The sequence below is a fragment of the Shewanella sp. VB17 genome (assembly GCF_013248905.1).
Taxonomy (GTDB): domain Bacteria; phylum Pseudomonadota; class Gammaproteobacteria; order Enterobacterales; family Shewanellaceae; genus Shewanella.
In genome coordinates, this window is record NZ_JABRVS010000001.1 from 4,693,264 (window position 1) to 4,716,454 (window position 23,191).

A 23,191-nucleotide genomic window follows, 5' to 3' on the forward strand; every position below is an offset into this window, starting at 1 on the left:
TTTAATGTTAGCTGCCAAACATTCATCTCGTTAACGGCCAAACATCAGCGCTGTTAACAGGAAGTCTAACGCCAACACTGCCAAACTAGACTGAACCACTGTTTGTGTTGTTGCTTTGCTTATCCCTTCAGGGTTGGGGATCACTTGATAACCACGATACAAAGCTATCCAAGTCACCACAATCGCAAACACGACACTTTTAATTAAACAGTTAACGATATCTTGACGCCACTCGACAGAAGCCTGCAAAATTGACCAGAAACTGCCACTATCGATGCCTTTCCATTCAACCCCAACGATATGCCCACCATATATTCCCACCGCAGTAAAAATAAGCGCCAATAGAGGTAAACTCACCACTCCAGCCCAGAAACGTGGTGCGATGATCTGGCGCAATGGGTCGATAGCCATCATCTCCAAACTTGAAAGCTGCTCAGTACTTTTCATCAAGCCTATTTCTGCAGTCAATGCTGATCCTGCCCGTCCAGCAAATAGAAGTGCTGTCACTACCGGTCCTAGTTCTCGAAGCAAGCTTAATGCCACCATCGGCCCCAAACTTTCTTCAGCGCCAAATCCGATAAGAAGCTGATACCCTTGTAGCGCAAGCACCATGCCGATAAAAAGTCCTGACACAAATATCAGCAACATTGATTGCACACCGACAACATACAATTGCTTTACAAATAAAGAGAAATCTTTTGATCTTGGCTTGCGGGCTATCGCCCCCCACAGCATTAACCCTGCACGTCCTAAACCTGTTATCAGATCAATGCTAGCACGACCTACGTCAGCTATTTTATCTATCAAACTCATTTTATATTCCACACCATAAACGATCAGTGAAGCTTATTAAGCATAAATTAACGTTAATCATCTTATCCCAATAAATCCTGTTGATAGTCTTTGGCTGGAAAGTGAAAAGGCACAGGCCCATCTGGCTCACCACCGATAAACTGTTTCAACTGCTCAAGTTCAGAAGCTTTCAATTCTGCCGGGGTTCCTTGGGCAATCACTCGTTTATCTGCCATCACATAAACATAATCGGCAATACTCAGCACTTCTTGGACATCGTGAGATATCACCACTGACGTCAATTTCAATGCTACAGATAACTCACGAATAAGTTTAACCAGCACCCCCATAGAGATAGGGTCTTGCCCTGCAAAAGGTTCATCATACATCACCATTTCAGGTTCAAGTGCAATGGCCCTTGCTAACGCAGCTCGTCGTTGCATTCCGCCAGAAAGCTCACTCGGCATCATAAATGCTGCACCACGCAGCCCAACAGCTTCAAGTTTCATCAATGCAATTCGCTTAATAATGGGCTCTGGTAACCCAGAATGCTCACGCAAAGCAAAAGCAACATTATCGAATACATTCATATCGGTAAAAAGTGCGCCGCTTTGAAATAACATGCTCATGCGTTTACGCAACGTGAACAATTCATCTCTACGGCATTGGTGTACATCAACACCATCAAATAACACCTGGCCAACATCAGGCATTAGTTGCCCACCCATCAATTTAAGCAGTGTGGTTTTCCCTATTCCACTCGGCCCCATGATAGCGGTCACCTTGCCTCTAGGAATAGACAGGCTAATATCATCAAAAATTACATGTTCACCACGACTAAAACCCAAATTATGGATTTCAACCAATGATTTTGGCTCAGCTAACGCCTTACTATCCATCATCATCCATCCCACGAGAGTGAATTAACTGCCCAAAGCAACAGTCTACCCAAACAAAAGAAGCAAATTGTACGTAATTGACCTATTCGGTACAACTGAATCGACACTATCTTGTCGCAATACTTTCAATTTGGCTCAATTACAGCGAAAATGCCCATATAACTCCTCACGGAAGTCATTTAATGTTATTTAATATTTTTATGCTTATCGCCGGATTAGTCGCCTTAGTATGGAGCGCTGATAAATTTGTTTATGGCGCTGCAGCTTTTGCCAGAAACTTAGGCCTTCCGCCTATGTTAATCGGATTAACCATTGTCGCTATGGGCAGTTCGGCACCGGAAATGTTCGTTGCAGCCACCGCTTCAATGGAAGGAATGACCGATACCGCCATTGGCAATGTCTTAGGATCTAATATTGCCAACATTACTCTCATTTTAGGCATTACCTCCTTACTTGGTGCCATCGCCGTGAGTTCACAAACCTTAATACGTGAAATCCCTCTGATGTTAATAGCCACAGGGATCGCAGGTTACTTCCTCCATGATGGCATACTGACACGCATAGAAGGATTTATCTTATTAGGTCTTTTCTTCATGCTAATGGGCTATTTAATCTGGCATGCTATCACCAATAAAAAACCTGATGTACCGGTAGATGAAGCTAACGATGTCATCCCAAAAGATGTTCCAACATCGAGGGCGATAATATGGCTGGTGATAGGCATCATATTACTCCCTCTCTCAGCAGATTGGATGGTTCAAGGGGCTGTAGGGATAGCGAAAGCCTACCATTTATCAGACTTAGTCATCGGCTTAACCATTATCGCAATAGGCACCAGTCTTCCAGAGCTGGCTGCGTGCATTTCAGGTGTGTTGAAAAAAGAGGATGATCTGGCCATAGGTAATATTGTCGGCTCAAATTTATTCAATATTTTAGCTGTATTAGCAATCCCTGCTATCATCGCGCCTGGCGCTGTCGATACGGCTGCTAGTACTCGTGATTTTTACATGGTCATGGCAACCAGTAGTGCTCTTGCGGCATTTATCTTATTAAGTGGTCGAGCAAGATCTTTAAAACCCTGGCATGGTGTGATATTACTTGGTACTTTTGTCGCATATCAGTTAGTCCTATTTCAGATCTAACTTAATCGTATTTTATGGTATTAATAAACTCACAAACTTGGTTAAATTAATACATATTGCCTTGAGCAAATAGAGAGAGAAAAATGATAGATGTAACCCAACTTCGGCAATGGGGCAGGAATGTTATCGACATCGAACGCAATGCCCTCGATAACCTATATCAATATGTCGATTCAATAGAGTTCACACAAGCCTGCCAATTAATCCTTAATGGTACCGGTAAAGTGATAGTCATGGGCATGGGTAAATCAGGTCATATCGGTAATAAAATATCAGCAACATTAGCCAGTACTGGCACGCCCGCTTTTTTTGTTCACCCAGGTGAAGCAAGTCACGGTGATCTCGGAGTGTTAAGTGAAAACGATATTATTATGGTTATTTCTAACTCAGGTGAGGCAAGTGAGATCTTAACCTTAATGCCTGTCATCAAGCGTATGGGTCTGCCTATCATTGCCTGTACGAGTAACCCTAATTCAAATATGGCTAAACTGTCTGCAGTTCACCTTTGCATTGAGGTGCCAGAAGAGGCTTGCCCTCTGGGCTTAGCACCAACTTCCAGTACCACAGCCACTTTAGTCATGGGTGATGCATTAGCCGTCGCGCTACTACAAGCCAGAGGATTTACCAAAGATGATTTTGCTCTTTCACATCCAGGTGGTACGTTAGGGCGTAAATTATTGCTTAAAGTAAGCGATGTGATGCATAAAGGTAAAGAATTACCTTTGGTCAGCCATGATACTTGCATTACTGATGCGCTTTATGAGATCTCTAAAAAGGGGTTAGGAATGACCGCGGTCGTCGATAATGACCATAAATTAGTCGGTGTCTTTACCGATGGTGACCTAAGGCGAGTTATCGATAGCGAAGCCAATTTACGCACCACCTTAATTAGCGATGTGATGTCTCGAGACTGTGCTACTGTGTCTGCGAATATTTTAGCAGCAGCAGCACTCAACGTAATGGAAAATAAAGATATCAACGGTTTGATTGTCATTGATGAACATCAACACCCGGTAGGCGCCTTGAACATGTTAGATATGGTGAAAGCTGGCGTTATCTAATCAAAAGTTTAAGGGGATTTCCCCTTACATGGAGTCAGCTTAGATAAAGATGAGCAGCTTCACTAATGCAAAGCGACAATGGAGATGATTAAATATGGCACATCAAGGCTTTTATGGTCCTATAGAGGATAATATTTGGATCAAAGCGAGCAAAATTAAACTGCTCATCTGCGATGTCGATGGCGTATTTTCAGATGGTTTAGTCTATATGAGTAACACTGGTGATGAGCTCAAAACATTTCATACTCGTGATGGTTATGGCATTAGATCTTTGCTCACCAGTGGTATATCCGTCGCTATTATTACAGGAAGAAAGTCAAAAATAGTTGAAGAACGAATGAGTGCATTAGGTATTTCTCATATTTATCAAGGGATTGATGACAAACTAGTCCCCTATCAAGCACTATTATCACTTCACAATGTGACTCCTGAAGAAGTCGCTTATATTGGAGATGACATGGTCGACTTACCGGTGATGAAACAAGTTGGATTATCAGTCTGTGTTGCTGATGGTCACCCTTATGTCAAACAAAATGTCGATTTTATTACTCATATTATAGGAGGTCATGGTGCATTACGTGAATTGACTGATCTCTTACTTCTGAGCCAAAATAAATTCGAAACTGCTCATGGGATGAGCATATGAATAGAGTGACTCTGGCCATTACCGTCTTTTTTGGCACCGCGCTATTGCTTTACTGGCAGGTACAGTTGAAACGAGGAAATACCGAGTTAACTCTTGATGCGCAATCTCGACCAGATTACATTGTAGATAACATAAAAAGCGTTCAATATAATGAATTAGGTTTAGTCAGTAATCGACTCAGCGCCAAACATATGGAACACTACGAAGATAATAATACCACCCTATTTACTGAACCAATATACCTGATTTACCCCGAGAAAGGCCAAGGCCAAGCTCAATGGCAAGTTCAGTCAGCTAAGGGCATAATGAATAAAAACTCAGGTAAAGTCATACTCGAGGATAATGTGATTATCAACGCCATAGATACTAAAGAACCAATACAGACTGTCACCACCAGCTATCTAGAGTTAGATCTCAATACGAGAATGATGGTATCAGATAGAAAAGTTTATATTACCGGTAGTGACTTTGTCATTGAAGGATTAGGTTTATATGGCGACCTCAATGCTGAAATTGTAACATTAACCAGTCAAGTTCATGGCACCTATGAACCACAGTGATGGCGATCATTTTGTCACCGTAAAACCGGACGACACACGCATCATTAACATCGTCAAATTGAAGGGCTTTATGAAAAAAAATATCAGTATAATAACAGCTTTACTCTGCTTTATCAGCACTCCTAATTTAGCAAAAGTCAATGATTTAACACAGGAAGTCAAAATATCTGCAGCAAGTCAGGAAGCAGATATAAAAAATAATCAAATTATATTTAATGGCCCAGTTGAAGTCACACAAGGCTCTGTCAAAATTAATGCTGATAAACTGCGGGCTTTCACTGAAGAAGGCACCAGCGGACGTATTTTAATCGCGAGCGGCAATCCGGCAACCTACTCACAGATAATGGAAGACGGCAAACCTGCATCGGCAAATGCACAAGAAATCCGCTATGAGCTATCTAAGCGTACCCTAACTTTGAACGGTAATGCTACGCTCGAGCAAGATGGAAGTCAGGTCACAGGCGATCAGATCTTATATAATCTCGCCGAACAAAAACTCATCGCGAAAAGCACAGGCGATGAACGGGTGATCACCATCATCCGACCTGAAAATTACCAACAAGAATCTAAACCTCAAACCAAACCTGAGCAGCCAATTGACCCCATTGACCCGGCATTAAACAGTCAGGAACAAGAATGAAAGATTTGACATTAAAAGCAATCAATCTTGCTAAAAGTTATAAAAATAGAGCCGTAGTACAAGATGTGAGTTTACGTGTTAAAACAGGTCAGATTGTCGGGCTATTAGGCCCAAATGGCGCCGGGAAAACAACCACTTTTTATATGGTCGTAGGACTGGTGCAAAGTGATAAAGGCCGGATATTCATTAATGATGATGATCTCACTTTAGATCCTATCCATCTTCGCGCCCGCAAAGGCATAGGTTATCTACCGCAAGAGGCCAGTATTTTTAGAAAACTGTCTGTTCGAGACAATATTATGGCCGTATTACAAACTCGAAAAGAACTTAATCGTAATGAACGTGAAGTGCAATTAGAGCACCTTCTTGAAGAGTTTCACATTACCCATATTCGCGATAGCCAAGGCATGACACTCTCTGGTGGTGAAAGAAGACGAGTAGAAATCGCGAGAGCATTAGCAGCCAATCCAAAGTTTATTTTACTTGATGAGCCTTTTGCAGGTGTCGATCCTATTTCTGTTATTGATATAAAAAAAATTATTTTACAACTCAAGAGTCGCGGTTTAGGGGTACTCATTACAGATCACAACGTACGAGAAACATTAGACGTTTGTGAACATGCATACATTGTCAGTCACGGAAATTTAATTGCCGAAGGAACGCCTGCTGAAATCTTAGACAATCAACAAGTTCGAGCAGTGTACTTAGGTGAGCAATTCAAGCTATAGTTAATCAAAGGAGAGATTTACGCTAATAAATACGTATCAAATAACATCATGAGTGATACTAATGCAGTGTATTTAGGGAGATGAACTCCACACATAACTCCAGCAGGCTTTCTCATTTTATCAGTACCAAGAAGGGAATAGCAGTACATGAAAGCGTCACTCCAGCTAAAAATGGGTCAACAGTTAACCATGACTCCTCAGCTACAACAGGCTATTCGTCTCTTGCAGCTGTCGTCACTGGAACTACAACAAGAGATCCAGCAAGCATTAGATTCAAATCCGCTACTTGAGTTGGATGAAGAACAAGCCAATGTAAAAAACGACAATGAATCAGATTTAAACAACACTGCCGATACTGACACTGAAGCTGAAAAAGATAACTCCACGCTTGACACGTCCGATGCCCTCACTCAGGATTCTATGCCTGAAGACCTGCCTATGGACACAACCTGGGATGAGGTTTACACCGCCAGCCAAAACTCCAGTTCAGGGGCCATGCGTAATGATGACCTTCCTTTTCAAGGCGAAACCAGTGAAGGGTTATATGAGCATCTTGAGTGGCAAAAAAATTTAACCCCTTTTTCTGATAATGACTTGGCTATTGCTACTGCCATTATCGATGCGATTGATGAACGTGGTTACCTCACACAAAGTACTGACGATATATTAGAAGCGATGGGTGATCCTGACATAGAGCTTGATGAGATTGAAGCCGTGCTTAAGCGTGTGCAACATTTTGATCCTATTGGCGTCGCAGCTCGCGATCTCAGTGAATGTCTATTTATCCAGCTCGCTCAGTATGCTGATACGACTCCTCATATAGACAATGCTAGGTTACTGATTAAGGAATATTTAGATCTCATCGCAGGTCGAGACTTCCGCCTCTTAATGCGAAAAACAAAATTAAAAGAAGATGATTTAAGACAAGCAATAGCGTTGATCCAAACACTAACACCGCGCCCTGGGCTTGCCATTACACGAAGCCGTGATGAGTATGTTATCCCCGATGTCACTGTTACGAAGAAGAAAGGTCGCTGGGTCGTCGAGCTAAACCCAGATCACATGCCAAAAATAAATGTTAATCAACATTATGCTTCCATGGCTCGCAGTACTAAGAGTCAAGTCGATAGTCAATTTATCCGTGGACACTTACAAGAAGCCAAGTGGTTTATCAAAAGTATAGAAAGTCGAAATGAGACTCTTCTTAAAGTCTCTAACTGTATTGTTAAGTTCCAACAAGGCTTCTTTGAATACGGTGAAGAAGCGATGAAACCTATGGTGTTAAATGACATAGCTGAAGAAGTCGAAATGCATGAATCGACTATATCTCGTGTCACAACGCAAAAATATATGCACACTCCTAAAGGCATATTTGAGCTAAAATATTTCTTCTCAAGCCACGTGGGGACTGATGATGGTGGCGAATGTTCATCAACCGCGATTCGCGCCTTTATTAAAAAGCTAGTTGCAGCAGAAAATCAGCAAAAGCCATTAAGTGATAGTAAAATGGTACTATTATTAGCTGATCAAGGTATCAAGGTAGCGAGACGAACCATCGCCAAGTATCGAGAAGCGATGCTAATCCCGCCATCAAATCAAAGAAAGAGTTTATAGAGAATTAACATATTGAGGTTAATCATTTAGGCATATTATTTAATGCATAAATAGCAATATTCACCTCAAGGTAACGAGCACATTTTAACATAATCGAAACTGGAGGAGTATTTCTATGCAAATAAACGTCACTGGGCATCACATTGAAATTACTAAATCATTACGTCAATATATTGAAGAAAAATTTTCAAAGCTTGAACGACATTTCGATCAGATCAATAATGTGCACGTTATTTTAAATGTTCAGAAAATGCAGCAGAAAGCAGAGGCTAAACTCCACCTTGCTGGTGGTGAAGTTTTTGCAACCTCAGAACACACTGACATGTATACTGCAATCGACTCCCTGATAGATAAGCTCGACCGTCAGGTTATTAAACACAAAGAGAAGCAAATAAAACATTAACCATGGAATTAAGTACCATCCTGCAGCCGGAGTGCACAACTTGCGCCACTCCGGGCAGTAAGAAAAAAGTACTGGAACTCATCAGCGATCTTATTGCTGCCCAGTACCCTAGCCTTTCCTCTCAAGAGATTTTTGAAAGTCTTTTAACGAGAGAGAAAATGGGCAGCACAGGTATAGGTAATGGTATAGCGATTCCACATGGAAGGTTAACCAATATTAGTCACCCCGTTGCAGTATTTATTAAATGCGAGGAGCCAATCCCTTTTGATTCAATTGATAATCAGCCGGTAGATATATTATTTGCACTACTAGTGCCTGCTGATCAATGTGAACAGCACTTAAGCACCTTGTCTGCTATGGCGCAGAAACTGAACGATAAAGTAATTTTAAAACAATTACGAAAAACACAAGATGGATCAGAACTTTATCAGGTGATAACACAATGAAACTGGTTATGGTATCCGGCCGTTCCGGATCGGGTAAATCTGTTGTCCTTAGGGTATTGGAGGATCTAGGCTACTACTGTGTCGACAATCTTCCTCTAACATTGATGGACAAGTTACTTGAACAGCTCAAAGGAAGCACTGAGCTTGTCGCTATTAGCGTAGATGTTCGTAATATACACGAGACTGAATTAAAGACACAACTTTCAAAGTTACCTGAGGGCACTGAACTGTTAAGTTTTTTTCTCAATTCTAGAGATGATATTCTGCTTAAACGTTACAGTGAAACTCGTCGCCTCCACCCGCTATCGAGAAGTAAAACATCACTAAAGGAGGCCATAGATCAAGAACGAGTATTATTGGAGCCCGTCTCTAAACTGGTTGATCATTATATCGATACCTCAAATCTCAATATTTATGATCTGAATAATAAAATAAGAGAAATTTTATTAGGTTACGTAGATAAAGAGTTGGTGATCAACTTTGAATCTTTTGGATTTAAATATGGCATGCCAGTAGAAGCGGATTTCATGTTTGATGTCCGATTTTTACCGAATCCACATTGGGAACCCGATCTCAGACCAATGACGGGACTCGATGAACCTGTGCAGCTTTTCTTAAGTCAACAACCGACAGTGAATAAGTTTATTTGGCAGATTGAAAACCTGCTGGAAACCTGGCTGCCACACCTAGAACGCAACAACCGTAGCTATCTCACGATTGCCATTGGATGTACCGGCGGTCAACATAGATCTGTCTATGTCACTGATCAGCTAGCTAAACTCTTTAGTAATAGTAAACATACAGTCCAAGCCCGCCACCGTGAATTAAGCAATGACTAAACTAGAGCGTCAAGTCACAATATGCAACAAATTAGGGCTTCATGCCCGTGCGGCGACTAAACTTGCCATACTGGCATCAGAATTTGATGCCCAAGTAACCATAATACAAGGTGATAAAAAAGCCTCCGCAGCAAGTGTATTGGGCTTATTAATGTTAGAAACAGGCATAGGTAAAACCATCACCCTAATCGGAGAAGGTCGAGATGCCAATGCAGCACTCGATGCTATATGTGCTCTGGTTGATGCCAAATTTGATGAAGCCAGCTAAATAGCAGCGGTACTTTTACTGCCCAAACAGACAGCTCTAGGGCCTATTATTATGCCAATTGAAATATTAAACAATGAGCTCACGGATCACCGACTAAACCAACTCACTAAAGCACTAAGCAGCGGTATGTTTGTCCACGTCAGAAATATGCTCCATGCCATGGCAACCTCTGACATTGCTTTTATTCTGGAATCATCACCACCTAAAACACGCCAGGTTTTATGGCAACTTATCGACCCAGAGCAAACGGGTGAAGTGCTCGATGAACTTGGTGAAGATCTCAAAGATAACTTGATCAAACAGATGAGCCCTGAGCGTCTTGCAAAAGCAACCGAGGGGATGGACACAGACGATCTCGCCTATATTTTACGTAGTCTACCCGACAGTATATTCAATCAAGTACTTCACTCAATGAGTAGCCAAGATAGGGATAGAGTAGAGCAAGCACTTTCTTATCCCGAAGATACTGCTGGCAGCATCATGAATACCGACACTGTCACACTTAGGCCCGATGTTAATATCGATGTGATCTTACGGTACTTAAGGATCAGGGGAGAACTTCCTGACGCCACAGACACCTTATATGTGGTCGATAAGCAAGACAGGTTACTAGGCGGAGTTAAGCTATCGGCCCTGCTAACCTGCGATCCAAATTCATCAATAAAAGACGTTATGGATGCCAAACACGAAGCAATTCATGTTGATATGTCAGATACTGAAGTCGCACAACTCTTTGAACGCCATGATTGGATATCAGCCCCAATTATTGATTATAATAACAAGCTATTAGGTCGTATAACCATAGATGATGTCGTTGATGTTATAAGAGAAGATGCTGAACATTCAATGATGGGCATGGCAGGTATGGATGATGATGCGGACACTTTCGGTCCGGTACTAAAAAGTACATTTCAACGCTCACTGTGGCTTACCATTAATCTATTTGCCGCGCTCTTGGCTGCCTCTGTGAGTAATATATTTGAAGCTACTTTAGAGCAATTTGCTACCATTGCAGTATTAATGACCATAGTGCCAAGTATGGGCGGTGTGGCTGGCAACCAAACTTTAGCACTCGTCATACGCGGAATTGCCTTAGGACAAATAGGCCCAAGTAACTCGCGATGGTTGATTGGTAAAGAACTTGCTATCGGTTTCCTTAATGGCCTTCTCTGGTCAGTATTTGTCTTTATTGCTATTTGGGTGTGGAAAGAAGATCTAGCCTTAGGTGCACTTATTGGCGGTGCCATGTTAATCAATATGACCATAGCAGGCTTTGCAGGTGCATGTATTCCTTTACTGCTTAAGAAAATGAATATAGATCCTGCACTTGCTGGTGGCATGGCACTCACCACCGTCACCGATGTCATTGGTCTATTTGCCTTTCTAGGATTAGCTACACTTTTTTTGCTTCATTAAAGAGTTAAAAAAGCTATCATCAGACAGCTTTTTTAACGCAGAAAAACATAACGCTTACGTCAGTGGGCTAAGCACAATTTCAACTCGACGATTTTTAGCCCTTCCCTCTTCGTTAGCATTAGAGGCTATAGGTCTTGCTTCACCCACACCATCTGATTTAACTCTAGAATATTCAACCTTTTGAGAAACTAAATAATCTGCGACTTCCACTGCACGTACTTTAGATAGCCTCAAATTATAAGACTCAGAACCTGAGCTATCAGTATATCCAAGTACATTTAAGCGTGTTTCATCGTATTCTTTAGCAACAAGAGCGACACTATTTAGTACATTTTTAGCCCCAGCGCTCAGATTCGTTTCATCAACACCAAATGTCACTTCATTGGGCATGTTTAGTACGATATTATCGCCACTGCGCGTCACGCTGACACCTGTAGATTGAAGCTTCTTTCTTAATTCGGCTTCTTGAGTATCCATGTAGTAACCAATACCCCCACCTAATGCAGCACCTGACGCTGCGCCGATTAATGCCCCTTTACCTCGGTCACTCTTACTCGAAGAGGCTACACCTATCGCAGCCCCTGTGATCGCACCAATAATACTACCGTTCATCGCTTTCGCATTTTGCGATTCATTAGTGTACGGGTTTGTTGTCTGGCAACCAGGCAACGCGATAAGTGAACACGCTAACACAGCCTTCACAGCAAAATAATTTTTAGAAATAAGCATGTATACTCCAAGCCTACCAGTAATTAACTCTGGTTATCAAAAGACATAAATAGCCATATAGCCTAACCCATTTAGGCTATAGCTAGCCTAGCATTATCTCATATCGACTGCCTATTACCAGTAATACCAATCAATCTATACATTCCTAAATACCAGATAGTTTGCGCCAACCCAGTTAATCACCAACCCTGATAATACACCTAGTGCCAGATAAATAGGGCTGGTCAATGCCGTCGGTGGGCTCCACTCACTCAGTAAATAAAAAACACTAAGGTTAATCAAGCCAGCGATACAAGCAAGAATAAGCACAGTGATAAATTGCTTTCTTTTGGGGAGTTGCTGCCGATAAGAGAAAGTAAATAATCGGTTCCCCAACCAAGTTAACGTCAAAGCAGCACCAAAAGCGACCAGTCTGGCTTCCACAATAGGAAACCCAAGATATTGATACATTAAGATAAATATCAACACATCAACAATAAAACTCGCTCCACCTACCATTAGGTACTTCAATTGCGTCAAAGTCAGCCACCTTCTCACCTTGGTTGATATCCCTTCTATGTACCGCATAAAAGTAAACGCTTGTCAGTAACTTTCTTGGTCATCGCGCATGTAGAAAACATCTTTAAATCATTCAGATTTTCTGTTTTCACCACTAAATAGAAAGGGGCATCAGACACTTTTGTCAACTCGTCTTCAGTCTTCAATACAGCAGCTTTTCCCTGACTATAGAATCTTGATGAGAAGCGATTTTCTCGCCAATAATACGTCGCAATATGATTCATCCGCTGAGCGAGCAACCATTTATCACTCTTCTGCTTTACAGGCCCAAGATTGAGTACAACAACAGCCACGAGCATCAATACACTGACACATAAGCCAATGACCTCAAGCTGAGGGATCCTTTCATCACGCCATCCATAAGCTAAGAGCAAGCCCATGCCCGGTATTCCCGGTAACACGTAGGCGGGTAATATATTACCAGCAAACGTAAACAAAATAAGTGGTGATAACATCCAGCAAATAAAGAACTTAGTTTGCTTATCAAACCCTGGGGTTACTTGCCATAGGCGCCATAATGCCCTTGGAATAAATAAAGACCATGGCAAGGCCGATACGATAAAGAATAACCAGATTGTCCCTCTCACTTCGTCATGAGCAGAACCATAAAGATCACCCTGCCAGCCACTATCAACAAACCTTAGCCAGTGCTCTCCAATGATAAAATACTGTAAAAAACCCGGTGTAGCCTGCTCAGCCATAAAAAACCAAGGTAAACTTAATAGTAACAAAAGCACAGTCCCGCTAAGCAGTGGAACCCTTAGATACAGTTGCTTCCATGGCTTAACTAATCCATATTGCCATATTAACCAAGGCCCTACAGCCAATCCCATTAAGACCAAAACAACCGGCCCCTTGGCCAATAAACCGATAGCTAAGCCAACAAAACCTAAGTAACCCCAAGCATACCTTCCCTGCCAGCACAGATAAAAACCAACCATAGCTAAGGTCATGCCTAAAGTCAGTGCCATATCGGTCATAACAGCACCAGCACTAACGTAAAAAACTGAGGTTGTCGCCAGTAAAATGGCAAGCTGTATAGCCGATATTTTCATTTGTTTAGCAAAGTAGCCAAGCAAAAATAATACCGCAATCGCCGCCAACCAATGAGGTGAGCGCACAGCAAATTCAGAGAGGCCAAATAGCTCAATTCCCAACGCACTCATCCAAGTATGTAAAGGAGGCTTGCCCCAAAAAGGTGTTCCGTAATCAAACAAGGGAGTGAGCCAATTACCAGTCTCCACCATCAATCTGGCCATTTCACCGTATCTCGCCTCTGTCGTATCCATCAGGGGATATAGCCCAAGCGATATCAAGCGTGCACATAAAACAAACAATAAAACAATCAAGGAATGATGAGTCAAGGATAGTGATTTTACATGTCTTATCATCGCATCGATTCCAGATAGCTGACGTTCTGCGGTGAACGATCCTTGTGGCAACTGAGTTGTTGTTCCACTTCGCTTATTAAGTAAACAGGTCTACGTTTTACCTCCATAAATACTCTTCCCAAATACTCGCCAATTAGACCTAACGCTAAGAGTTGAACACCAGCTAAAGCGACTTGAACTATCATTAATGAAGGGTAACCAGCAACAGTCTCCCCCCACAAAACTGTCTTCAAAAAAACCCAAGCACCATAGGAAAATGCAGACAGTGCAGTCAACACTCCAGCCCAAGTGGCTAACCTCAGCGGCTTGATACTGAAAGAGGTTATACCATCCATAGCAAGCCCAACAAGCTTGCTGTAATTCCATTTAGTGCTCCCCAAATAACGAGGATCACGATCAAACAATATTTCGGTCTGAGAAAACCCCGGCCAACTCAAGATCCCTTTCATGAAGCGGTTTCTTTCAGGTAAAGCCGTAATGCTGTCTACGACTTGTCGACTGATCAATCTAAAATCTCCCACATTCTCAGGTACAGGAGATTCCGACATTCTATTAATGATTCGATAAAAAACAGCAGCAGAGAGACGCTTAAACCAGGACTCCCCCAAGCGTTTTCTGCGTTTCATATTGACCACATCAAAACCTGCTCTCCATGCCTCTATCATCTGCGGGATCAACTCTGGTGGATCTTGTAGATCGGCATCAAGTAAGATAACGGCAAGCCCTCTTGCCTGCTCTAAACCAGCAGTCATGGCGGCCTCTTTACCAAAATTCCGGCTCAAACGAATACATTGGTGCTCACTGTATGAGGCAGGTAACTGCTGTAATAACTCCCAAGTATTATCGCTACTACCATCATCAATAAATACAATTTCAGAAGACTCTGGAATATTTGCTAACACTTGGCTTAAGCGAGAAAATAGCGGCTGAAGTACTTCAGCTTCATTGTAAACAGGAATAAGAATTGAAAGACAAATCTGGCCATCATTACTATGTATTGACTTTGACTGTGTCATACTAAGAAACCTTCAGTAAAAAAACTAAGGTCAATATACTGCTCACGATGTGAATTTATTGTCATCGACATTTTTTCGACATCATAATGTTGATAATTAAATCCATACTCAAGCCACCTCGCCACAGGCGTAATCTTGTATTTGACCGTAGTTTCGAGATAACAATAAACAGAGAAAGCAATGGCACTCACACAACTACTCATTATTGAAGATAGCCCTGATGTCGCGGGGATACTGGCAGATTTTTTTGAGGCGCAGGGAGTTGAAGTCGATTTTGCATCTAATGGTGAGCTCGGCTATAAGTTGGCACTCGAAGGATGTTTCGATGTCATAATCTTAGATCTCATGCTGCCTAAAATGGACGGCTTAACAGTGGCCAAAAATCTTAGGCGCATGGGCTGTACAACCCCTATTGTGATGTTAACCGCACTGAACGATAAACAGGATATGTTATCTGGTTTTTCTTCTGGAGCCGATGACTACCTCGCCAAACCCTTCGACTTAGATGTACTCAATGCAAGAGTAACTGCTTTAATTAACCGTCATCAAGGCAAAGTAGCTCAAGCCGTACTGCAATTTGGCTCACTAACACTCGATACCGCGACCCATCAAGTGCATCGCAATGGCAAAAAGCTCGTACTCACACCTACATGCTATCAAATATTACAGTACCTTATGCACAAAGCACCTAATATCGTGAAACGCGAAGCACTTATCGAAGAACTATGGGGCAATACGCCACCAAGTAATGACATTTTACGTAGCCATATGTACCAGTTGCGAAATCAGATCGATAAGCCTTTCGATACCCCAATGCTGATGACAATCCCTAAGGTTGGGTTTAAACTAGAGGCAGCAGAATGATGAAATTTTCAAGCCAGTCAGACAAACGCTCTGTCAATACCTTAACGCAAAAAATCAGTCTTTATTTTGCCACCATTGCCATTGTCGTGGCCGCGCTACTGTTTATCTTTAGCCAATCGGTTCTATCTTGGTTAGAAGATGAATTAAATAGAAGAGTATTAGAAAAAAGTGCTGATCCGATCATATCGCAATTTATTAAAGGAAAAAAATCACCTTTAGTCGTTGCAAATAATATAACCGCTTACAATAATTTACATTTCTTGCCCGCTGAATATGCTTATTTAACACAATATCCGGTGGGCTTTCTCGACGAGATAGAAAATAATGACAGCCACGGCTTATTTATCTATCGCACTGAATACTTAAATAATCAGCAGCTCACTCCACTTCTTTTACTCATGGACGCTGAACAAGCTGAACTTTCAGACACTGAATGGCGTAATATTAACCTCGCCTCTATTTTAGTGATGTTACTGCTTTTCATCCTATTTGGTTATGCTATTGCCAAGCTCACCAGACGCTTAATTACACCTGTTAATCAATTAAGCAAGCAACTAAAATCAGAAAATAGTAGTCACCCATTTTCAGTACCAACTGGCTCTGTGACTGAATTTAAAGAATTAGCCTCTAGCCTTAACTATTATCGCTCTCAAAACGAACTGTTAATTAGTCAAGAACAAGCCTTTGCTAAATATGCTAGCCATGAACTCAGAACCCCATTAACCATTATTCAGGGTGCGACTAAATTACTTGAATTGAAAGGCGATGCCGACTTTAATACGAGGCAAAGAAAGAGAATAGCTAAAGCTGCCACTGATATGAACCACACCATCGAAGCATTGTTAAGCTTAGTCAAGCATGAGCAAGGCAATGAATCGAACAGTAACCGAATATTTAAGCAAACAGAAATTGAACACATCATTGAGTACATACAACCTTTAGCTGATTCCAAATCAATCTCTATTACATTAATTTTAAACGCTGAACCAAGTATTCAACCGAGCATAGCTGTCATGCGCATGTTACTTAGCAACTTACTCAGCAATGCCATCAACGCCAGTGATTCAGGCGAAATTATCATTGTCATTAATAAGCATGATATCAGTGTCCTTGATACGGGTAATGGCCTCAATCAAAATGAAAACCAAGAAGGTCATGGACTCGGCTTATTAATTGTTGATGCCTTATGCCAACGCTACCACTGGAAATTTAAGCTATCGTCAAAAGATCCCATAGGTTGCATTGCCAGTTTGAGTTTTTGAGTCTTGAGATTAGCAGCTATGATTGTTGACGTTTGAAATGATGACCATTAAATTGCTCATACTCAATGAAACAAAATGATCCTAAATTGGGACAATAATTGTGCCTCATCCTGACGTCCATATTTAATCAATATGTCATCTTTACCATCCTCATTAAGATCAAATATAGTGAGCATATCTCCCTCTTTTGGTAAACGAACGTCAAGCTCATCACTGCGTTTTTGTAATAATGATTGTTCACCCGTTCCTAGGAATATGTTCAAGCTCCTGTCACCTTCTGACAACAAAATATCTTGTCGTTCATCACCGTTAAAATCGGCAAATTTAACAACAGGGCTACCACTGTGACCAGAGCTTAAACTAAAATTTAATTCAACTTGTTTGACAATATTCGGTTTTTTAGTAAAACGATCTTGGTTATTCATCTTAAATAGGTAAACATCTTGATCTATACTCCCTGATAGCAAAGCCCCAATAATTTGAGCTACACCAATATCAAATCCAGCAACCATCACCTCTAATTTGCCATCATTATCAATGTCAATAAACTGTAAATCTGTTAATGTCCCCTCTGCGTGAATAACACTACTGGCCTTCTTTGGAAAAACCAGTTTCCCTTCTTTTTCCTCACCGAGCAGTATTTCGTAATCATTGACTCTATCTAATACACCTGTACTTTTTGTGTAGCGTAATACTAAATCTGTAAGTCCATCATGATTAATATCCCTGATCGTTTCAACTTTTCGATAGGTCAGTTCACTTTGATCTAAAGATTCACCAAACGCATCACGTTTTAACCACCAATCGATACCGCTAATCGCTTGCCTAATGGGAAAAAAGGTCGCTATTTCTTCGAACATACCCTCCTTAGTTTGCCGATAAATCTCTAACTCACCTTCGCCAATGTTAATAATATCGCTACGGCCATCTAATGTCATATCAGCAATATAAAGAGTAGGATTGGTATAACCTATACTATCTTGAAACATATTAACGTCAGCTTTTATCATTAATTTTTGTTGTTTAAACCCTCCGTCCTCTTTGGCCATAAAGACCCTAGCATGATCAAAATCCCCCACTAAAATATCGGCTAGACCATCACCATTTAAATCACGCACAAAATCAATATGGCGAAGATAATCAGTCCTAGACTGTTTGATGATCGAAGCAACATCGCTAATGACTTTAAAAGGAATTTCTTCATTCCTTGGGGTGTACTTAAAAACTTGCTCATTTGATAAAAAGTACAGTGCCTGTGCTCCCTTAATATCTTTAACTTCGTCACTGAGATCAAATCCATAAAATGAAGCAGGGATCGCCACTTTATGGGCTAAGATATATTGTTTTTTTACGCCATCAAAAGCATAAACTCCTAACCATTTTTGCAGGCGTTCATCAATACCAAAAACGATCAACTCTTTACCTTGAGTTGAAAGTAGATCTGCTGCGAGCAAGGAATGTGTCAACTGAAAAGGCGCTTGAATAACTTGCTCTACTTGCATAAGATCGCGCTTACCTGAAGCAGCATCTAGCTCACAAGAAAAAATGACCATACCAACCAATATCGAATATAAGAAGGATAAATAAGATAGATTCATTTATTCACCAAGCAAAATTTACACTTTCCAAGCACGTGTCATCTCCCTTCTCCCTAATACTCCAGGGTAAGCTTTCACAGTAAAACCCGATGCCTTTAAATTGCGTTTAAATTGTCCGTTTGCACAATAAGAAACAAACAAGCCACCTTGCATCATCATTGGATAAAGTCGTTCAAAATTATCTGCCTCCCAAATTTCCGCTTGCTTATTCGGCGCAAAACCATCGTAATAAACAAGATTAATACTCTCTTGCTCGCCAATAAAGTTAGCTAACTTGCCATCCACCTTATGCAAAGTAAAACCGGGAATGATTTCTACATCACAATCCCAAGGAGCTTGATGGAGTAAATCAAATAACTTGCCCAAATAAGGAGTAAATTGCTGTTTATAATTTAATTGCTCAATTATCACACTCGACAAAGGAAAAGCTTCAACAGAGGTGTAATGTATAGGCCGTTCGATTTTCCCCGTTGATGCCAGTGCACTTTCTAGGGTCAAAATAGCATTCATCCCTGTACCAAAACCAAGTTCTAATAAATTAACCTGTCGAAAATCTTTCGATAAATGTTCTAAACCTGCTTGTATATACACGTACCTAGATTCACTCATCGCACCATTATGCGCGTGATAACTATCATCAAAAAGAGAACTCATTAAGGTATGAGATCCATCACTTGTCATTAACACTTGGATCTTATTTTCCACTCTATACCCAACCTCTTTTTATACTTAGTCACTATAAACTTACTATCGCCACATACTTGAAAAGGTGCCTATAGAATATAGGCTACTTATGACAGTTTCACTGCCAATTGTTAAATGCAACAAAATATTATTCACAAAAAAAATCAATATGCCACAAATTATTTTCAAGCAGTACCATGGTTAAAAATAATTCACTTTATAACCCATATAGAGTGATCACGATCACATTCTTATCCCTTTTTCAGTGAGAGAATGCGCGCCTTTAAAATAGACCACTTTAATTCAAGTTAATTTTTTATGCATTCCACAACATCAAACTCGACATCGTCTTCATTTAAAGGTAACGCAATCGCTGCCTTCTCATTTTTGTTATGGGGTTTGATGCCGCTCTATTATCAATTTCTTCCCAATGCTAATATTAATGAATTATTGGCATTTAGAATATTATTCTCCGTCCCCTTTATGGCCTTAGTGTTTTTACTTCTAGGGCGTGGTATACCGTCACTTAACGAAATTAAAACCGACAAAACCTCCGTCTTACTATGTGGTATCGCCGCCCTTATCATGTGTATTTCTTGGTATAGCTTCACTTGGGCAATCACCCATGAGCAAGTATTAGCCGCCAGTTTAGGTTTTTTTATTAATCCCCTATTCGCTATTGGACTCGGCGTCCTGTTTATGGGTGATAAATTAACTCCAGCCCAGAAAGCAGCAGTCATTCTCGGAGCAGTAGGGATTAGCTACATGGTCTATAACTATGGCGAACTGCCGTGGCTCGCATTAAGCATGGGCGTTTTTTTTGCCCTTTATGGCCTATGTAAGAAATTTATCCGCTTCGATTCACTCACCTCTGTGACACTGGAAGCCATCTTATTGATGCCATTTGCCACAATATATCTGATCTGGTTATGGAGTACAGAGCAAAGTGTTGCATTATCAGGACAAACATCGATATTACTGCTTTACATTGGTACAGCACCTTTGACTCTGCTGCCTTTAATTTTTTTTGCTCTGGCAGTCAGGGCCACCAGTTTATCCATGATAGGTCTCATGCAATATATTGAGCCTAGCTTACACTTTCTCTTAGCCGTTATATTGTTTAATGAACATTTCGATCATGTTAAAACCGTCAGCTTTGCATTTATCTGGACCGGACTCTTGCTATGTTCATTAGAAGCACTCCCTGCACTCAAACACCGATTTTTAACCAATAGGCAAGTTCAGTAGTAATATCAATTATAACAAGAGATATCTGTTATTATGCGACCTTATTACATGCAAACATAACGTGTTGACTCGTCAGCACTCAATACGAGCCAAAACTATGTCTATTTCATCTCTATTAGCGAGCGCGTTAGCAAAACGTCAGCCCTTTTTAACGGACACTAAGTTAAATAAAACCAACTGTTTTCGCGTTTTTCACGGTACGGTTGAAGGACACAAGGGCTTGAATATCGACCGATACGGTGACGCATGGCTAATACAAACTTTTCATCACACCTTAACCCAAGATGAATTTAACACAATAGAGGGTCTACTCGTAGAGTTAGCCCACTTACCGATAGTCTATAATGATCGATCAGATAAAAACTCTCGAGTGGTTAACACCCTAGAGTCTAAAACGGATGAATTTGCACAGTCAACACAAGTCATACTAGAAAATGGCATTAAGTTCACCTCAAAATTACGCCATGAAGGACAAGATCCGCTACTATTTTTAGATATGCGCATTGGACGTGAATACGTTAATGCTAACAGCAAACATAAAACGGTCCTTAACCTCTTCTCTTATACCTGTGGTATTGGAACAGCAGCAGCTGTAGGCGGAGCAAAACGTGTCACCAATATTGATTTTTCATCATTTGCCTTAGAAGCTGGCCGCAAAAATGCTGAGCTCAATGGCGTAGATGATATATGTCAATTTATTCAAAGTGATGCATTCCCAGCACTTAGGCAGCTAGCAGGACTTAAAGTCGCTGGACGTCGTAATCAAAAGCTGCCATCCTACCCAAAAATGACCGCCACCCAGTTTGAACTGGTGTTTCTCGATCCCCCCCGCTTTGCAAAAAGTGCCTTCGGTACGGTCGATCTCATCAATGACTATCAAGGTCTTTTTAAACCCGCAATGTTGGCCACCAAGAAAGGCGGTACTATCGTCTGTTGTAATAATGTCGCTAAAGTCGATCGCCACATGTGGTTTGACAGCTTAGTCAGATGCGTTGAAAAACAGGGTCGTAAGATCACCCACCACAGCTGGTTACATTGCCATGAAGACTTCCCATCATTTGATGATAACCATCCACTTAAAATAGTTGCCTTAACCTTAGGCTGATGTGAGTTTATCGAAATTGAGTATGGGATCACTTACAGTACCTCGCATATTTACTGGATCCTGAATCAATAGGCTTCAGTTTCAAAGCACCCAAAGCAATCGCTCTAAGCTCAAGAAGAGTGTAAAAAACTAAAATTTAAAACGCTCAAAAGATCCCTATCAATGTCAGTCTAGATGAGTCGACTTTTGCTTTGAAGATGAAGGTTGTTTTAGCCAACAAAATACCAGCATAAAGTTATGGACATAGAAAGGTAGCCGCCCTAGAACACTACAGCAACAACAGTTTGAGTATGACTACATATGCGGTACGGTTTGCCCATCCACAAGGCAACTGAAGCCCTTGAATAAAGATCCCATGAGAGAGCATCTACGGCAAATTTCAGCTGCAACTCCTGAGGAACGATACGTAGTCATCATAATGGAGGCACAAGCTGGAATATTTTAACGCAGCTCGATGGTATACCATGGACACGGCACAGCCATTTGATCATTTATCTTTGCTCAAGTTAACACCCTATTCGCCAGCATTAAATCCCATTGAACAAGTTTGGCAATGACTAAGACAGAGATATTTATCTAATCTAACTTTTTCAGGTTTTGATGACATTGTTGAGCAAGTATCCATGGCGTGGAACAGTTTTATTTCAGATCGAAATAGGGTCAAAAACTTGTGAATGAGAGATTGAATTAAGTTGGTCGATTAGCTAATGCAATTGTTATAACGCACTCGCATTTTCAAAATGGAAAGTCCCATCTAACATGACGAAATATGCTAAAGCGATTAAACCTGCATTGACAGCCGAGTGAGTGTTTTGCAACATTTAAAAAGAAAAAGTGAAAACGAATTAGGCGCCTGGAAATGACCTACTCTCACATGGGGGTGAAGAAGTAGTGATTTGAATGCATCGCATTCAGCTGCTTTGTAACGACGCACTGTCGCTGAACTGGGGAGTCCGCTTAGCGGCGGGTTGAGATCGAAGTAGGCATTGTACGTGCTTAAGTGGATAAGCCACCTGCCTAGAATAACATTAGATACGCCAAATGAAGTGTCAAACTATTAACAGTCCAAACGCAAAAAAGCCACCTTAATAAGGTGGCTTCTCTACTTAAATAGGCGCCTGGAAATGACCTACTCTCACATGGGGAGACCCCACACTACCATCGGCGCGATTGCGTTTCACTTCTGAGTTCGGGATGGGATCAGGTGGTGCCACAATGCTATGGTTTCCAGACAAATTCTTACTGGTTAATTATTCGTCTAACGGCATTGTTTCCTCGCTCC

24 protein-coding genes and 1 rRNA gene are annotated in these 23,191 nt (G+C 41.1%); 16 read left to right on the top strand and 9 right to left on the bottom strand.

The features are described from left to right. Positions 1 to 30: 30 nt before the first annotated feature. Entirely contained in the window at positions 31 to 813 is a 783-nt protein-coding gene (gene mlaE / locus HQQ94_RS20210) for a lipid asymmetry maintenance ABC transporter permease subunit MlaE (protein ID WP_173296108.1), read from the bottom strand. Between the two features lie 62 nt (positions 814 to 875). After that, entirely contained in the window at positions 876 to 1,691 is an 816-nt protein-coding gene (locus tag HQQ94_RS20215) for an ATP-binding cassette domain-containing protein (protein WP_173296739.1), read from the bottom strand. Positions 1,692 to 1,873: 182 nt separating this feature from the next. Between HQQ94_RS20215 and HQQ94_RS20220 the strand changes: the two genes are divergently transcribed. From HQQ94_RS20220 to mgtE, 12 genes are all read left to right on the top strand, one after another. Then, positions 1,874 to 2,833, top strand: a complete 960-nt coding sequence (locus HQQ94_RS20220; RefSeq protein ID WP_173296109.1) for a calcium/sodium antiporter — start codon at positions 1,874 to 1,876, stop codon at positions 2,831 to 2,833. Between the two features lie 83 nt (positions 2,834 to 2,916). Next, a complete protein-coding gene (locus tag HQQ94_RS20225) occupies positions 2,917 to 3,894 on the top strand; it encodes a KpsF/GutQ family sugar-phosphate isomerase (protein WP_173296110.1) in 978 nt (325 codons plus the stop codon). Between the two features lie 94 nt (positions 3,895 to 3,988). Next, a complete protein-coding gene (gene kdsC, locus HQQ94_RS20230; RefSeq protein WP_173296111.1) occupies positions 3,989 to 4,540 on the top strand; it encodes a 3-deoxy-manno-octulosonate-8-phosphatase KdsC in 552 nt (183 codons plus the stop codon). Continuing rightward, complete coding sequence (gene lptC / locus HQQ94_RS20235; RefSeq protein WP_173296112.1) at positions 4,537 to 5,100, top strand: LPS export ABC transporter periplasmic protein LptC; 564 nt, start codon at positions 4,537 to 4,539, stop codon at positions 5,098 to 5,100. Before kdsC ends, lptC begins: the two co-directional genes overlap by 4 nt. A 70-nt stretch (positions 5,101 to 5,170) precedes the next feature. Beyond that, positions 5,171 to 5,740 (top strand): lipopolysaccharide transport periplasmic protein LptA, encoded by a 570-nt coding sequence (gene lptA / locus HQQ94_RS20240; protein ID WP_173296113.1) that lies wholly within the window; start codon positions 5,171 to 5,173, stop codon positions 5,738 to 5,740. Continuing rightward, a complete protein-coding gene (lptB, locus tag HQQ94_RS20245) occupies positions 5,737 to 6,468 on the top strand; it encodes an LPS export ABC transporter ATP-binding protein (RefSeq protein ID WP_173296114.1) in 732 nt (243 codons plus the stop codon). The genes lptA and lptB overlap by 4 nt, the downstream gene beginning before the upstream one ends. A 147-nt stretch (positions 6,469 to 6,615) precedes the next feature. Then, entirely contained in the window at positions 6,616 to 8,082 is a 1,467-nt protein-coding gene (locus tag HQQ94_RS20250; RefSeq protein WP_173296115.1) for an RNA polymerase factor sigma-54, read from the top strand. Between the two features lie 115 nt (positions 8,083 to 8,197). Then, entirely contained in the window at positions 8,198 to 8,485 is a 288-nt protein-coding gene (gene hpf, locus HQQ94_RS20255; protein WP_173296116.1) for a ribosome hibernation promoting factor, read from the top strand. Between the two features lie 2 nt (positions 8,486 to 8,487). After that, positions 8,488 to 8,931, top strand: coding sequence for a PTS IIA-like nitrogen regulatory protein PtsN (gene ptsN / locus HQQ94_RS20260; protein WP_173296117.1), 444 nt, complete (start codon positions 8,488 to 8,490; stop codon positions 8,929 to 8,931). Next, positions 8,928 to 9,770 (top strand): RNase adapter RapZ, encoded by an 843-nt coding sequence (gene rapZ / locus HQQ94_RS20265; RefSeq protein WP_173296118.1) that lies wholly within the window; start codon positions 8,928 to 8,930, stop codon positions 9,768 to 9,770. The genes ptsN and rapZ overlap by 4 nt, the downstream gene beginning before the upstream one ends. Beyond that, positions 9,763 to 10,038: an HPr family phosphocarrier protein gene (locus tag HQQ94_RS20270; protein WP_173296119.1), complete on the top strand. Its 276-nt coding sequence runs from the start codon at positions 9,763 to 9,765 to the stop codon at positions 10,036 to 10,038. Before rapZ ends, HQQ94_RS20270 begins: the two co-directional genes overlap by 8 nt. 51 nt (positions 10,039 to 10,089) lie before the next feature. Further along, on the top strand, positions 10,090 to 11,454 hold the full coding sequence (gene mgtE / locus HQQ94_RS20275) for a magnesium transporter (RefSeq protein ID WP_173296120.1): 1,365 nt from the start codon (positions 10,090 to 10,092) through the stop codon (positions 11,452 to 11,454). Positions 11,455 to 11,508: 54 nt separating this feature from the next. Here the strand turns inward: mgtE and HQQ94_RS20280 are convergent, their stop codons facing one another. The 4 genes from HQQ94_RS20280 to HQQ94_RS20295 all read right to left on the bottom strand — a co-directional run bounded on the left by HQQ94_RS20280 (position 11,509) and on the right by HQQ94_RS20295 (position 15,148). Then, positions 11,509 to 12,183 (bottom strand): OmpA family protein, encoded by a 675-nt coding sequence (locus HQQ94_RS20280; RefSeq protein ID WP_173296121.1) that lies wholly within the window; start codon positions 12,181 to 12,183, stop codon positions 11,509 to 11,511. A 135-nt stretch (positions 12,184 to 12,318) separates the two neighbouring features. Continuing rightward, the gene (locus HQQ94_RS20285; RefSeq protein WP_254304114.1) at positions 12,319 to 12,702 is read right to left on the bottom strand and encodes a GtrA family protein; all 384 of its coding nucleotides are present in this window, start codon (positions 12,700 to 12,702) and stop codon (positions 12,319 to 12,321) included. 35 nt (positions 12,703 to 12,737) lie between these two features. After that, positions 12,738 to 14,132, bottom strand: coding sequence for a glycosyltransferase family 39 protein (locus HQQ94_RS20290; RefSeq protein WP_173296740.1), 1,395 nt, complete (start codon positions 14,130 to 14,132; stop codon positions 12,738 to 12,740). Beyond that, a complete protein-coding gene (locus HQQ94_RS20295; RefSeq protein ID WP_173296123.1) occupies positions 14,129 to 15,148 on the bottom strand; it encodes a glycosyltransferase family 2 protein in 1,020 nt (339 codons plus the stop codon). The genes HQQ94_RS20290 and HQQ94_RS20295 overlap by 4 nt, the downstream gene beginning before the upstream one ends. A gap of 180 nt (positions 15,149 to 15,328) precedes the next feature. On the opposite strand from HQQ94_RS20295, the gene HQQ94_RS20300 reads away from it, so the two are divergent. After that, entirely contained in the window at positions 15,329 to 16,012 is a 684-nt protein-coding gene (locus HQQ94_RS20300) for a response regulator transcription factor (protein ID WP_173296124.1), read from the top strand. Then, a complete protein-coding gene (locus tag HQQ94_RS20305; protein ID WP_173296125.1) occupies positions 16,009 to 17,274 on the top strand; it encodes a HAMP domain-containing sensor histidine kinase in 1,266 nt (421 codons plus the stop codon). The genes HQQ94_RS20300 and HQQ94_RS20305 overlap by 4 nt, the downstream gene beginning before the upstream one ends. 62 nt (positions 17,275 to 17,336) lie before the next feature. Here HQQ94_RS20305 and HQQ94_RS20310 read toward each other — a convergent pair whose 3' ends face one another. Both HQQ94_RS20310 and mnmD read right to left on the bottom strand, forming a co-directional pair. After that, positions 17,337 to 18,872 (bottom strand): VCBS repeat-containing protein, encoded by a 1,536-nt coding sequence (locus HQQ94_RS20310; RefSeq protein ID WP_173296126.1) that lies wholly within the window; start codon positions 18,870 to 18,872, stop codon positions 17,337 to 17,339. 18 nt (positions 18,873 to 18,890) lie between these two features. Continuing rightward, entirely contained in the window at positions 18,891 to 19,577 is a 687-nt protein-coding gene (mnmD, locus tag HQQ94_RS20315; RefSeq protein WP_173296127.1) for a tRNA (5-methylaminomethyl-2-thiouridine)(34)-methyltransferase MnmD, read from the bottom strand. Between the two features lie 297 nt (positions 19,578 to 19,874). Here mnmD and rarD point away from each other — a divergent pair, with 297 nt between their 5' ends. Next, positions 19,875 to 20,804 (top strand): EamA family transporter RarD, encoded by a 930-nt coding sequence (rarD, locus tag HQQ94_RS20320; RefSeq protein ID WP_173296128.1) that lies wholly within the window; start codon positions 19,875 to 19,877, stop codon positions 20,802 to 20,804. Between the two features lie 97 nt (positions 20,805 to 20,901). Beyond that, positions 20,902 to 21,909: a class I SAM-dependent rRNA methyltransferase gene (locus HQQ94_RS20325; protein WP_173296129.1), complete on the top strand. Its 1,008-nt coding sequence runs from the start codon at positions 20,902 to 20,904 to the stop codon at positions 21,907 to 21,909. A 1,116-nt stretch (positions 21,910 to 23,025) separates the two neighbouring features. On the opposite strand, the gene rrf is transcribed toward HQQ94_RS20325, so the two are convergent. Then, a 5S ribosomal RNA gene (rrf, locus tag HQQ94_RS20330) occupies positions 23,026 to 23,141 on the bottom strand. Positions 23,142 to 23,191: the final 50 nt, after the last annotated feature.